This is a genomic window from Micromonospora sp. NPDC006431, assembly GCF_042870725.1.
In the GTDB taxonomy this organism is placed as follows: domain Bacteria; phylum Actinomycetota; class Actinomycetes; order Mycobacteriales; family Micromonosporaceae; genus Micromonospora.
The window spans coordinates 96,760-110,812 of sequence record NZ_JBIAHQ010000014.1 but is presented as its reverse complement, the minus strand read 5'-3'; the positions used below and the strand labels follow the sequence as shown (position 1 = coordinate 110,812).

The following is a 14,053-nucleotide window of genomic DNA, read 5'->3' as shown; positions in this document are numbered from 1 at the left end:
ATCGATACCAGAAATAGGGGCCGCAAAGGTCACCGGGATTGGCGAGCGACGCGGCGAGGCACTCACACCAGGGCGCAGCGGCGTGGCCACGAAGCGTGATGTGCGGATACGGTTGCGACCCACCCCAGCGGGCTCCCGCCCCACCCCCACCCCGGAGTTCCGGATGCACCGGTCGCTGTCCAACCTGACGGAGCGGATCGAACGCACTCTCCACGAACGGCTCATCCCGGCGCTATACCGGGACGCCGAACCCGTACACGTCGAGGCGGCACACCTGCCCGGCGAGCCGGTGCCGGCGAGTGAGGGACTGGCGATGGCGTACGCGCCCTTCGCGGTGGGCCAGCCGTGGGGGCGCGCCTGGAGCACCACGTGGTTCCGCTTCACCGGAGAGGTGCCGGCGCGGATGCGCGGCGGCCGGGTCGAACTCCTCGTCGATCTCGGCTTCGAGCGGGCCGGGCCGGGATTCCGGTCCGAGGGCCTCGCGTACACGGCCGACGGAACGCCGATCAAGGGCATCGAGCCACGGACGGCGTATGTACCGATCGCCCGGCCCGCCGCCGGTGGCGAGCGGGTCGAGGTGTACGTCGAGTCGGCTGCCAACCCCCGGTTCGACGGCAGCGTCTCCCCGCTCGGTGACCCGGAGACGGTGCCCGACCGCCCGCTCTATCGGCTGGACCGGGCGGAACTCGCGGTGCTGGACGAGGAGGTGCACGCGCTCGTCCTGGACGTACAGGTGTTGCACCAGTTGGCGCTGCAACTGGCCGAGACGGACCCCCGGCACCACGAGATCCGCCGGGCCCTGGAACTGATGCTCGACGAGCTCGACCTCGCCGATGTCTCCGGCGGGGCCGCCGCCGCCCGCGCCCGCCTGACCGGCGCGCTCGCGTCCCCCGCCGTGCCGAGCGCCCACCGGGTCACCGCCGTCGGGCATGCCCACATCGACTCGGCCTGGCTCTGGCCGGTACGCGAGACCATCCGCAAGTGTTCCCGGACCTTCTCCAACGTCGTGGCGCTCGCCGACGAGTACCCGGAACTGGTCTTCGCCTGCTCCTCCGCGCAGCAGTACGCGTGGCTGCGGGAGCACCACCCGAAGGTGTACCGCCGCGTCGCGGAGAAGGTGGTCACCGGACAATTCCTCCCCGTCGGCGGCATGTGGGTGGAGTCCGACACCAACATGCCGGGCGGCGAGGCGATGGTGCGCCAGTTCACCCAGGGCAAGCGCTTCTTCGCCGCCGAGTTCGGCGTCGAGCCGCGGGAGGTCTGGCTCCCCGACTCGTTCGGCTACTCGGCGGCGCTGCCGCAGCTCGCCCGGCTGGCCGGGTTCCGCTGGTTCCTCAGCCAGAAGATGTCCTGGAACCAGACCAACCGCTTCCCGCACCACACCTTCTGGTGGGAGGGCATAGACGGAAGCCGGGTCTTCACCCACTTCCCGCCCGCCGACACGTACAGCTCGGAGCTGTCCGGAAAGGATCTGGCGTACGGGGTGAGCAACTTCGCCGAACACGGGCGCTCCACCGTGTCGCTGCTGCCGTTCGGCTACGGGGACGGCGGGGGCGGCCCGACCAGGGAGATGCTCGAAACGGCCCGGCGGGTGGCCGACCTGGAAGGCTCGCCCAGGGTCGCCATCCGCACCCCCGCGGAGTTCTTCGCCGAGGCGGAGCGGGGATACCCGGACGCCCCGGTGTGGAGTGGCGAGATGTACCTCGAACACCACCGGGGCACGTACACCAGCCAGTCGGCGATGAAACGCGGCAACCGGCGCACCGAGCACCTGCTACGGGAGGCCGAGTTGTGGTCGGCCGCCGCGGCGCTGCGGACCGGCCGTCCGTACCCGTACGCCGAACTCGACGCCATCTGGCAGGAAACGCTGCTGCTGCAGTTCCACGACATCCTGCCCGGCAGCTCGATCGCCTGGGTGCACCGCGAGGCGCGGCAGACGTACGCGAAGCTGGCGGACCGGCTGGAAGGGATGATCGACGCGGCGCTGACCACCCTGACCGGCCCCGGGTCGGTGCCGTTGATCGCGAACGCCGCGCCACAGGAGCGGGGCGGCGTACCGGCGCTCGGGGTCTCAGCGGGCCGCGACGGCGGCGCCCCGGAGGTGTCGGTGCGGTCCGGACCGGACGGCACGGTGCTGGACAACGGCCTGCTCCGGGTGCGCCTCGACCCCGACGGGACGGTGTCCGCGATCCGCGACCTGGTCGCCGACCGCGACGTGCTTCGGCCCGGCGCCGCAGCCAACGTCCTGCAACTGCACCCGGACACACCCAACAAGTTCGACGCCTGGGACATCGAGGACTTCTATCGCAACCGACGCCGCGACCTGACCGAGGTCACGAAGATCGTGGTCGAGGCGGACGATCCCCGGCAGGCCCGGGTCCGGGTGACCCGCGACGACCGGAACTCCGCGTACGTCCAGACCGTGTCGCTCGGGGCCGGCGAGCGCGTGCTGCGGTTCACCACCGACGTGGACTGGCACGAGCGGGACGCGCTGCTCAAGGTCGCATTCCCGATCGACGTCCAGGCCGCGCAGTCCAGTTCGGAGATCCAGTTCGGCCACGTACAGCGACCAACCCACACCAACACATCGTGGGACGCGGCGAGGTTCGAGATCTGCGCACATCGGTGGCTGCACGTCGGGGAGCCCGGCTACGGCGTGGCGCTGGTCAACGACGGCACGTACGGCCACGACGTGACCCGCCAACCACCCGGTGACGTATTGGGGGCGCAGCCGACCACGGTGCGGCTCTCCCTGCTGCGCGGTCCCCGCTACCCCGACCCGAACACCGACCAGGGCTCGCACCGTTTCGGGTACGCGCTGGTCTGCGGCGCAGAGATCGCCGACGCCGTGCGCGAGGGCTACCGGGCGAACCTGCCGATCCGCCGGCACCTGGGCGCGCGACCGGCCGCTCCGCTGATCGAGGTGACCAACCCCGCTGTCGTGGTGGAGGCCGTGAAGCTGGCCGACGACCGGTCCGGTGACGTGATCATCCGGCTCTACGAGGCGCACGGCGGCCGGGCCCGTACCCGGCTCACCGCATCGTTCGATCTCGCCGAGGTGCGGGTCTGTGACCTGCTCGAACGGGACGACGCCGAGGTCAGCGCGCTCGCCCCGGTCTCGGTCGAGGGCAACGTGGTGGATCTCGCCCTGGGACCGTTCCAGGTCGTCACCCTCCGGCTTCGCCCGGCACCGCATTAGCGCCGGCTGGGCCCGGCCGACGAAGTCCTCACGCACGGACGGACCGGTCAGCGCCCGTAACGCGTCGTTGCGCGCGAGGACCGCCGGGGGCCACTGCACGACCAACCCCAGCTGGTGGGATCGGTGGACGGGCATGCTCGGGACCGGTACGGCGGCGGCCGCCAAGCCTGGTTGGCTTGGCGGCCACCGCTAGGCCGAACTCCGCGACAGCGGAAACTAACGGCGGACTCGGATCGGACGGTAGTAGAGGTAGGTCTGGATCCAGGTCAGGTATCCGCCGAACTTCGGGACCGGTATGGGGATCCAGGGCGTCGTCTTGCAGCGCCACACACAGTGCTTGGTCTTGAAGGAGAACGACCGCTTGGTGAGGATCTGGTAACCGACGATCCAGGTGCGACGCTTGCTGGTGTATATCCAGCGGAACAGGCGCATGTCGCGCTGCCGGAACTTGATATACACGCGGTAGATGCCACGTCTGATCTGTTTCCAGCCGCTCTGCCACACCTTGTTGGGGAGCCACTGCCACTTCCCCGTGGCGTACTGCCCGTTGAGGTCGGTGCAGTTGACCGGGTCGCCGACGCAGTACTCGTAGTTGTTCGCACTGCCACCCGGCACCGGATCGACCTGCAGGAACCGGCCGGTGGTGGGGTTGTAGAGGCGGACACCCATCAGCAGGATCCCGCCCGGCGTGTCGGCGGCGCGCTGCTCGGCGCCGAGCCAGCCGTACCGCTGGTTGCCCACGTTCGTCGAGTCGAGCGGGGTGCCGTACTCGGTGGCCTCGCTGGTCCTGCTCAGGCCGGCGTCGTTGCCGCTGATAGTGGCGACGATGTCACCGTGCAGGTTGGCGATCTGCCAGTCGACCACGCCGGTGCCGCTGTTCCAGGTCCCGGCCACGCCGGCCAGCCCGCTGACCGCGCGGGTGTAGGTGCTCGACGTCTCCTGCGTCCAGACCGGGCTGTCCTCGTCGTCCGCGTAGTGGTGGATTGAGGTGGCGGCCGCACCCGAGACGTTGTCGGTCCACGACCGGACCCGCTCGCCCTCGACGTCGATCAGGTAGTCGGTCGTGCGTCCGCCCTGGGTGATGGTGTCGACCAGGTTGGTGGCGTGGTAGGTGACGGTCACGTTGCCGCCGGCCGGGTTCGCGGAGTCGGCCGCCGGGACGGTGGTGGTGCGGGCGAGCGTGTCGTAGGTGTACCCGGCGGTGTTGACCCGGTCCGCGGTGTCGTAGGTCCAGGTCCGGGTGGCCGCCGCCGTCGTGCTCTGGCATGACCCGTCCGAGGCCGGGGCGTACTCCGTCGACGACTTGCGGTTGGTGGCCGCGTCGAAGGCGTACGCCCGGGTGGTGCAGCGGTCTCCCAGGATGTTGCGGACCTGAGTCAGCCGACCGGCCGGGTCGTAGGCGTACTCCTGGTTGGAGAGGGTGGAGCTGTGCACCCGTACCTGGTTGTGGGTCGAGGTCTGGACGGACTCGCGGTAGAGGGTGCAGTCCGCCACGCCGCAGCCGGTCCTGATGTACGACCGTCCGACCTCGGCGCCGGTCGCGTCGATGTCACGGCTGACCACGACGCCGTTGGGCCAGCTCTCCGACTTCAGTCGGCCGTCCCCGTCGTAGCTGCCGGCGAACACGCCGGCTTGGCTGTCGTTGACGGAGGTGAGCAGGCCGCGTCGTTCGCTGCCGCCGTCGTAGGTGTAGGTGCGGGTGGCCTTGCCGTCGGTGCTGGTGGCGACCCGGCCGAGCAGGTCGTACGTGGTGGTCGACACGTTCCCGTCGGCGTCGGTGTACGACGTCAGCCGGCCCAGGCTGTCGTAGCCGCGGATGATCTGGGCGGTTACCGTGCCACCGCTGATCGACTGGGTACGCAAGAGCTGGCCGCTGGCCTGGTCGTAGATCCTACGCACGACCGGCACGACCGTGCCGGGGCCGGTGACCGCGGTCTCGTAGGCCCGCCCCGCGCCGTCGTACGTCGTGGTGGTGGTGCGCAGCGTGGCGGCACTGGTCTTCTCGGTGACCACTCGGGGCTGGTTGAACATGTCGTAGGTGGTCACGGTGGCGGGCAGCTCCGGTCCGCTGGCCGCCTGGCCGCCCGGCTGCACCCGGCAGGGCAGGTTCGCCCATTCGGGCCGGAGGTCGCACTCGCTGTAGCCGGAGCCGGAGGTGGCCCGGTAGTTGATCGCGCGGGTGGTGGCCGGGGTGTTCGTGCTGGTGCCGCCCGCCGGGGTGGTGTTCAGCACCTCCAGCCCGGTCCCCGGGTCGTAGGTGCTGCGGGTCGTCTGGCCAAGGCCGCCGGGGTCCACGATGGTCACCGTCGGCTCGCGCAGGGACCAGTCGTACTTCGTCGTGGTGGTACGCAGCTCGGCGTCGGTCTCGGTGCCGGTCGGTCCCCAGTAACGCACCAGCTCTTCCTGCTTGGTGACCAGGTTGTACGGCCCACCCGTGAGCGGCGCACCCTCGTCGTAGGTGCTCCGGGTCATCGGTCGGCCGCGTACCGTGCTGCCGTCGGCCAGCATCACGTCCCGCTCGGGATTGAGGGTGTAAAGCAGCCGCTGCCCGTCGCCGCTGAAGACATTGCGGGTGGAGTAGCTCTGCGCCAGCATCGTCTCCCGTGCCGCATCGTCGGTGGACGAGTCGGCCAGTGCCCGGGCCCGGTTGGCCGCCGTCAACGAACGCACGGTGTTGCCGAACTCGTCGTACCAGGTGGCGGCGAGGTACCCGCCCGGCGCGGCGGCGTTGACCTCGCGGGCGTTGGCGTCCAGGTACGTCACCGATGCGCGCTCCCAGGACGAGGGCATGGTGCCGGTGGCCGGGTTGCCGTTCGGTATCTGGTTGGCCGGGAAGATGGCCGTCGCGTCGGTCGGCGCTTCCGGCTGACCCCACCGGGCGGTCTGCCCGGGCGACAGGTCGTACGGCGCACCGGCGCCCGAAAGCGGCACCTGGTAGACCATGGTGCTCGTCGCAGTACCTGCGGCGAGCGCCGTGCGGGTCACCTTGTGCAGCCGTCCCGCGCCCGGGTCTCCCGGGACCGTGGTGTAGCTGAACTGCCACGACTCCTCGCCCACCGGCTTGGTCGCGGTGAGCCCACCGGTGGCGTCGTAGTCGTACGTCTTCCACAGGTGCCGCGTCGTGCCGGCGTCGGTCCAGTCCAGCCGCGGATCCCAGGCGGCACGGAGCCGGCCGGTGTTGTCGTACGTGTACCGGGCCAGTGGCACGGTACGCATGGCCGGGGTGGGCAGATCCGGGTCCCAGGCGGTGAAGGAGATCTCCTTGACCCGGCCCGGGTGGTCACCCCAGGTGGCCTCGGTGGTGCCGGTCGCGGTGGCGGTGGTGGCGTAGGTGAAGGTCAGCGCCCGGCAGCCCCGGGTCAGGGTGGCGCAGTTGACCCCGTCCGGCACCGGTGCCAGCATCCGGGTCGGCCGGACCACTTCCGCCCCGGCAACGGTCACCCGCTCCCAGCTGTACGTGGTGGTCTGGTTGCTGGCTGACTCGGCCACCAGGGTCGGGAAGTACTTGCCGGTCGCGGTGCCCGCGACGCGGGTGAACGTCACGGTGTCGCCGTCCTCGTCGGTCAGGGCGTAGGAGTCGGTCGCGCTGTCGTACGTCAGCGTCATCGACTCCAGCCCGATCTCCGGGTCGAAGGCGGTGCTGGTGCGTTTGGTGAAGCCGATGGTGTCGCCGTCCGGCAGACCCACCTGCACCAGCGACCCGAACACGGTCAGCGACGTGTAGTTGGCCTCAGCCCCGTCCACCGTCGCACCGGACACCCAACCCGGGCCAAACATGTTCGCCGAGTCGGTCTCCGTCGCCCGCCGGCTGTGGTACGAACGCTCCACGGTCAGTTCGGTGCCGTACGAGGCCACCGACACATCGCTGTCCGACAAGGTGTAGTCGCCGGTGATCAGGTTCACCTCACCCGGACCGATCTTCTCGGCCGCCGCCGACGCCTGGTTCCGGTCAAAGGTGATCTTCACTGCGCCCGAGGACGCGGCCGTACCGCCGGTGAAGCTACCCCGTACCTGCAGGGGGCCGTCCCGGGGCACCTGCTGGGCGTCCACCGCGGCGAGGGTGGCCTCGACGTCCCAGTTCAGCTTCGGGAACTGGCCCCCGCCGCTGGTCGGCAGCGGCCAGATCACCGCCCCGCCCCCGGCCGCGACCGTCACGTGCCCGGCCGGGATGTTGGTCCACGTGTCGCTGTCGCCGCGCCGCCACTGGTAGGTCACCCCGGTCGCGTCCGGCCGTCCCACCCCGCTGATCGCGGTCTTCGCCGCAGTGATGTCACCGGTCTTCGGTGCGGTCACCGCGCCGCCGCCAACCGAGAACGCGTAGGAGCGGATCGGCGACAGGTTGCCCGCCCGGTCGCGGGTGCGTACGTACAGCGTGTGTGGGCCGTCCGAGGTCGGCGTGATCGAAATGGTGGTGGCGGCACCGAGGCTGGGCGCGTTCACGGTCTGGTTCGGCGGGTTGACGTCCACGCCGTACTCATAGGCCGACACGTCGGCGATGCCGCCGGCGCCGAACGTGAAACCACCGGCAGTGCCCGCCGCGCCGGACCACACACCCGAGGGGTAAGCCGTCGATGACACCGACGGCGCCACCCCGGGCGCCTCCGTGTCCACGGTGAACTCACACCACTGCGACCACGAACCCGCTTTCGTGCCGTCACTGCCCTGTACCCGCCACGCGTACGAGCCGTCCTCCACGAACGCGCCAGGCGGCACATTCGTCGCCAACCACGACCCGGACGCGCCCGGCCCCTCCGTGGCCGAGCCGATCAGCGACCCGCCCGCGACGGACCACTCGAACGTGGCGTAGACCGACGCCGCCGCGGAATCGGTGATCTGCGCCCGCAACTGCGGAGTCAAACTCGCAATGTACGGCCGCTGCGCCCCGGTGGCGCACACCGTCGTCGGCGCGGTCGCCATCGCGGTCACCTGCGCCCCCGACTGGTAGGTGATGGTCACCGACGGCGGATAGGTGCCCTCCTTGGAGTTGAACCGCTTCCAGGTGTAGCTGTCGGTCTCACTCGTCGCCCGGATACCGATGGTCGTCTTGGCCAGATGCCCGGTCGCGGTGCTCTGGAACGCGCCGGTGACCGGGATCGTCACCCAGCCGCCACCGCAGGCGCTGCTGTAGCCCTTCGTCTGCGTCGACGTACCCACCTGCTGCAACCAGGCCGGCTGCGCCGTCCACCGCACCGTGCTGGTGACATCACCGACCCGCCACGCCTGCCACTCCCGCGCCGTACACGAGTACGAGTGGTGGTTCCACAGGCTCAGCGTCGCCGACTGCACCTGCTTGTCCCACAGCCAGCTCATGTTGTCGAACCGCAGGAACGACCGTGCCTTGTCCGTTCCACCGTTGTAGGTACCCAGCTTCAGCTCGGTCGCCGTCGACTGATCCGACGTGTACGTGTTCTGCACGAACGCGTCGAAGTTCGGCCCGATCGACTGCGACGGGTCGATCGTCACCGGATACACCGTCGACTCGTCGGCCAGGAACCTCGCGTCCGGCGTCAACACCAGCCCGGTCCGCTCGCCCAGACCGTCCAGTCGCGTGCCCACCGGCGCCCGCCGCACGTGCTCACCCGAGGCCGGGTCCACCCGCGCGTCCCACATCAGCGCCGGCAACTCACCGACCCGCGCCGCGGTCGCCTTCCCGCCCGACGGGCGCCACGGCATCCGGAACTGCCGCACGTGCGCGGCAGCCTTGCGGTCCTTCACCACCAGCAACTGCTCAAACCCGGTACGCGTCGCCGACACGACCAGGTCGACACCTGGACGCACCTCCGGGTACGTCGCCTTCGCGCCCTCCAGCACCGGCGCCGGCAACGCGCCCGTCCAACCCAACGTCGAACGCCGCCCTGCCGTACCCAGCGACACCAGGTCGTGCTCGCCGGGGCCGGCCGGCCCGGACAGCGTCAACCCGGCCGGGTGTGCCTTCGGCACCACCGAGCCGTCCGCCTTCCGCTGCAGGGTCAGGTCGACGTCCACCCAGCCGCCCTGGTCACCGCGCATCCGCACCGGCCCGGCGCTGACCTTCGCCTCCACCGACCCCGACGGCAACGCCCAGAACTCCGTGGTCTCCGTCGTCAGCCCGCTGATCAGCACCCGTTTGCCGGTCATCCGCGCCGTCACCACGGCCGCCGCCTCGTCGGGGCGCTCCAACGGCCCAGCCGGTTGCTGCGCCTGGGTCACCGGCGGCTTTGCCTGCGCCGGGCGCGAGACCACGCCGGCCAGCAGTGCGGCCACCAGCGTCGTGGACAGGCCGACAGCTAGCCCGTAGCCGACCTTCCCCGTGGGTAACTGATCGAGCCGAACGCCTGATCTCCGTCCGCGTGCGCGACCTCTCATCACGACCTCCCTCGGGCGCAGCCGACGGCAAATCACTGCCATCAATGGGATTCTCGCCCACGCGGACCGTAGGGCACGTGCCGGCAGGACGTCGTGTCCCCGATTTACGGGACACGGGACGCGATCAACGTCAGGGACGCCGCGCGGCGCCCTCCCCTCGTCGCAATCGACGGGCCTGCCCGAGTATCGCCAGGGTCCGGATCTTCGCCCGCCGTTGGCCCGACCTCCGCTGCGTCTGCAGGGCCTCCTGGCAGTGGCTGATGCATTGATCCGGGTCACCCAGGCCGAGGTAGGCCGCGGCTAGGGCGGTGTGTGCGGCGGCTACCTCGACCATCGCCCCTGATTCCGAGGCCAGGCTCAAGGCCCGGGACGCGTAGCGGTGCGCGGATCGGTACTCGACGAGCGCGCAGTGCGCCTCGGCGAGCGTGAGCAGGACCTTGACGTGACCGCCGCTGTGGCCGGTACGCGCCGCTACCTCCAGTGCGGTGTCGAGCCGTGCCACCGCGGTCGAGACCCGGCCGGCCCGGATCTCGATGCTGGCCAGTCCATTGAGGGCAAGCATCTGGAGTCGCGGGTTACCGGTTTGCTGCGCGATGTCCAGCGCCTCGTCCAGCGCCTGCTGAGCCTCTCGGTGCCTGCCGGCATCGCGATGGACCTCTGCCGCAGTAATCAACGCCTCCGCCGCCTCGTGGCGCAGCCCGACTTCCCGGCAGATCGCCAGCGACTCACGGACGGCGGCCAGGGCCTCGTCGAGGCGGCCCTGTTCGCGCCGGAGTTCCCCCAGATTGATGAGGGCTATCGCTTCGCCGGGCCGGCGACCGACCCGACGCAGCAGCGGGATCGCCACGCTGAGATACCGTGCGGAGAGTTCCAGGTCACCGAGATCCTTGTAGGTTCCGGCGATGTTCTGGAGGCTGGCCGCCTCGCCAGGTTCGTTGCCGATCTCGCGGTCGAGCGCCAGCGCCTGCGTGAACCGGTCCAGAGCCGGCCGCAGCTGCCCCATGTGTGCCAGCGACACGCCCATGCTGCGCAGCGTCGTGGACTCGCCCGGCTTCCACCCCGCCTGCCGGTAGAGCTCCACGGCCCGCTCATGCTCGCGGATCGACTCGGCGAACTCCGCCGCCTGGTAACGCAAGAAGCCGAGGCAGAAGCGCATGGCCGCCTCGCCGACCACATCGCCCTCCGCTGTCGCGGCAGCCAAGCCCGTCTCGGCGATGGCCAGCCACTGGGGCCGCGACGCCGTCAGATACAGGTGACTGCGCAACGCGTCCGCGAGACGCCAGGCCAGCTGGCGCAGTCCCCGCGCCGCCGCGTGGCGCAGCCCGGCGACCACGTTGTCCCACTCTGCGATCATCCACTCCCTGGCGCCGGCCACGTCGGGGAACGCCAACGGCACTACGCCGGGTGGCAAAGGCGGACGGGGCAGTCGGGAGACGGCCGGGACGGTGGCGGCGGCAGCCTGATCGGTGGTGTGCAGGTAGAAGGCGAGCAGGCGGTCCACGGCAGTGTCCCGCTGTGCGGGCGGATCGCCGGCGGCCAGTTCCGTGGCGTACTCCAGCAGCAGGTCGTGGCAGACGTACCGACCGGCCGCGGTGGCCGTGATCAGGTGTAGCCGGGCCAGGGTGTCGAGCAGTTGGCCGGCGTCGTCCACCGCCAGCCCGGCGAGCGCGGCGCCCGCTTCGGCCGACCACCCGGCTGGCGCCGGCACGAGGCCCAGCAGCCGGAAGAGCCGCTGCGCCGGGCGCGGAAGCGCCCGGTAGGAGAGGTCGAAGGCACCTCTGACCGACGCCCGTCCATCACCAGAGACCCGCAGACCGGCCATCCGCCCGCGCCGGGTCAGCTCGTCCACCTGCCGGCGGATCGAACGGTGCGGCTGGTCAGCGAGCCGGCCGGCGGCGATGCGCAACGCCAGCGGAAGGTGGCCGCACAGTCTCGCCAGCTTGGCCGCGGCGTCCGGATCCGCCTCAATCAGCTCGCCGCCGGCCGTGTGAGCCAGCACCTCGATCGCGTCCAGCGGCGGCAGCACGTCGACCGTCATGCGGCACGCACCGTTCAACGCCACCAGGCCACCAAGCCGATCCCGACTGGTGACCAGGGCGAGACAGCCAGGGCCGCCGGGCAGCAGTGGTCGCACCTGGTCCGGCTCGGCCACGTTGTCGAGGATGACCAGCAGCCGCCGTCCGGCGAGGGCCGAGCGGTACTGGGCGATCTGCGCATCGCCCCCGACCGGAATCTCCCCAGTCGCCACCCCGAGCGCATGCAGCAACTGCGGCAGTGCGTCCATGGGCGAGATACGGGCACCGGGATCGAAGCCACGCATGTCCACGAAGAGTTGGCCATCCGGGAATCGATCCATCGCGGTGTGGGCCCAGTGCACGGCCAGGGTGGTCTTGCCGGCGCCGGCTGGACCCACCACCAGTACCGGGCCGTCACCCCGCGCGGCGAGCGCGTCGAGCTGCTCCAGCTCCCGCACGCGGCCGACGAGCCGTCCAGGGGCCGGCGGCAGCTGGCGCGCCGGCATCCTGGCCGGCGGCGACGACTGGCGGACGGTCGACGCGGCCGACCGCACCGCGGGGACCGGCGGGTTCAGCGCTGGGTCGCCGGCGAGAATCTGTTGCTGCAGACGCTGCAGCTGTGGCGTCGGTTCGAGCCCCAGCTCTTCGACCAGGCGCTCCCGCAGCCGGGCGTAGAGTTCGAGCGCATCACCGCGCCGGCCCGACCGGTACAAGGCCATCATCAGCTGGGCATGGGGCCTCTCCCGCAGCGAATGCTCAGCGACCAGATGCCGCAGCTCGGAGACGAGTTCGGCGTGGCGCCCCGCCGCCATCATGACCTCGGTACGGTCTTCTGCGACCCGCTCCCGCAGCTCGGTCAGACGCGCCGCCTCGGTCTCGACGAACGCACCGCTCACGCCGCCCAGCGCCACGCCACGCCACACCGCGAGCGCCCGGTCGTACTGCTCGACCGCGATCTCCGGCCGGCCCTGGGCCGCCGCCTCCTGGGCCTGGTCGACCGCGTGCCGGAACCTGTCCACGTCGATCTGGCCGGGGCGCGCGCGCACCAGGTATCCGGGCTGCCGGGTCAGAATGAGCCCTTGGCCGTCACTGGCGAACGCTCTGCGCAGCTCGGATATCAGCAGCCGCACCCGCGCCTCGGGTGACGCCGGCAGCCGCTGACCCCAGACCGCTTCCGCGAGCTGCCTGGTGGCGACTACCCGATTGGCATTGAGCAGCAGGACTGCCAGCAGCGAGCGCTGCTTTCCGCTGAGCGGGAGCTGAATGCCTCCCCGGTACGCCTCAACCGGGCCGAGGAGGCGGAACTCGCACTCACCGTCGCCGCCCACGATGGTCACATTGTTTGATCCTGCCCCACCCGATCCCGGACAACAAGATCATAGATTTGTGACCGCACGTCGGTCGATTGTTCGCCCCGTTTCTCCGGCTGGCCAGCGAACGGCCCGAATCTGGCAGACGTCGCTTTGTGCATTCAGTCGGCACGGCCCGGTCCGGTTATACCCGGGGCACCGAGGCGGAGGTCGGTAGCACGACCGGTCAGGAGGCGTCGGCGGCCGCTTCGGGGAACGCACCGACCAGCGCCGCCCGCGTCAGCTGGGCCTTGTTGCCGAGGTCGAGCTTGGACCTGATGCGCTTGACGTAGGTGTCCACGGTGTGTCGGCTGATACCCAGCACCCGGGCGATCTGAGTGTGCGTCAGCCCTCGCGCGATCTGCCGGAGCACCTGTCGTTCACGCATCGAGAGCGGGACGGATTCGGTGCCAGACGGATTCGGCTGGCCCGCCGGCTCCGCCCTGCCGAAGAACCGTCCACCGTCGACCACCGCCCGGACCGCGCGCACCACGACGTCGGCGGGCGCGTAGCGATCCACGTAGCTCACCATGCCCGAGCCGGGGCAGCGCTCGCCGGGCGTCCGGTGGCCACCAAAGGGAGCGAGCACCAACACGGGTGCCACCAACGACACCTCCGCGAGGAAGGCGCAGAGGGTGCCAACCCGGACCGCTGCCGGGTCCACGAGAAAGATGTCTGCCGGCCGGCAGTAGTCCCCCTCCGTGCTGGATCTGACCTCAATTACCTCGAAACCCTCCACTGCTAGCAACCCGGCGAGCCCACGGGCGAAGACCGGACTCGTATCGAAGATGCTGACTCTGTCCATCCCGTCTCCTCCTGATCTTCCGCACCGCAATCCGGTCCGCCGCGGCCGGATCATCGGTTCGCCCGCCATGAAGCGGTGCACGGTGGACATCCGGGCATTCCGATGAATCGTTACGGCGAGTCTCGCCAGCGCCTGCATAAAGGACGCATGCTCGTCGCATACCAGGCGCTTTGCGCCACCTTGAGGGCGACCTGCCCGTACTCGCTGGTTTCGCCTGGCGAGTTTTGGGTCACCCGGTTTGGGTGGACAGTGGCTCCAGCTCCAACCGGGAGGTGAGGAGGTCCCCGGCGACGAGTTGGCCTCCTCCCAGGTGATCCCCGTGATCAGGTACGGCGCTCCG

The 14,053-nt window shown here is 70.5% G+C and carries 4 protein-coding genes; 1 reads left to right on the top strand and 3 read right to left on the bottom strand.

Annotated elements, in window-relative coordinates; translation table 11 throughout:
- The first annotated feature begins 112 nt into the window (after positions 1-112).
- On the top strand, positions 113-3,199 hold the full coding sequence (locus ACFYM6_RS23175; RefSeq protein ID WP_387278579.1) for an alpha-mannosidase: 3,087 nt from the start codon (positions 113-115) through the stop codon (positions 3,197-3,199).
- A gap of 216 nt (positions 3,200-3,415) precedes the next feature.
- Here the strand turns inward: ACFYM6_RS23175 and ACFYM6_RS23170 are convergent, their stop codons facing one another.
- The 3 genes from ACFYM6_RS23170 to ACFYM6_RS23160 form a co-directional block, all read right to left on the bottom strand.
- Complete coding sequence (locus ACFYM6_RS23170; RefSeq protein WP_387278577.1) at positions 3,416-9,442, bottom strand: DNRLRE domain-containing protein; 6,027 nt, start codon at positions 9,440-9,442, stop codon at positions 3,416-3,418.
- A 232-nt stretch (positions 9,443-9,674) separates the two neighbouring features.
- Complete coding sequence (locus ACFYM6_RS23165) at positions 9,675-12,896, bottom strand: BTAD domain-containing putative transcriptional regulator (protein ID WP_387278575.1); 3,222 nt, start codon at positions 12,894-12,896, stop codon at positions 9,675-9,677.
- A gap of 199 nt (positions 12,897-13,095) precedes the next feature.
- Positions 13,096-13,803, bottom strand: a complete 708-nt coding sequence (locus tag ACFYM6_RS23160; protein WP_387278573.1) for a helix-turn-helix transcriptional regulator — start codon at positions 13,801-13,803, stop codon at positions 13,096-13,098.
- Positions 13,804-14,053: the final 250 nt, after the last annotated feature.

What these genes read in the sequence shown, in the direction of transcription:
- ACFYM6_RS23160 (WP_387278573.1), bottom strand. Translation starts at nt 13,803, where the DNA reads ATGTCCACCGTGCACCGCTTCATGGCGGGCGAACCGATGATCCGGCCG.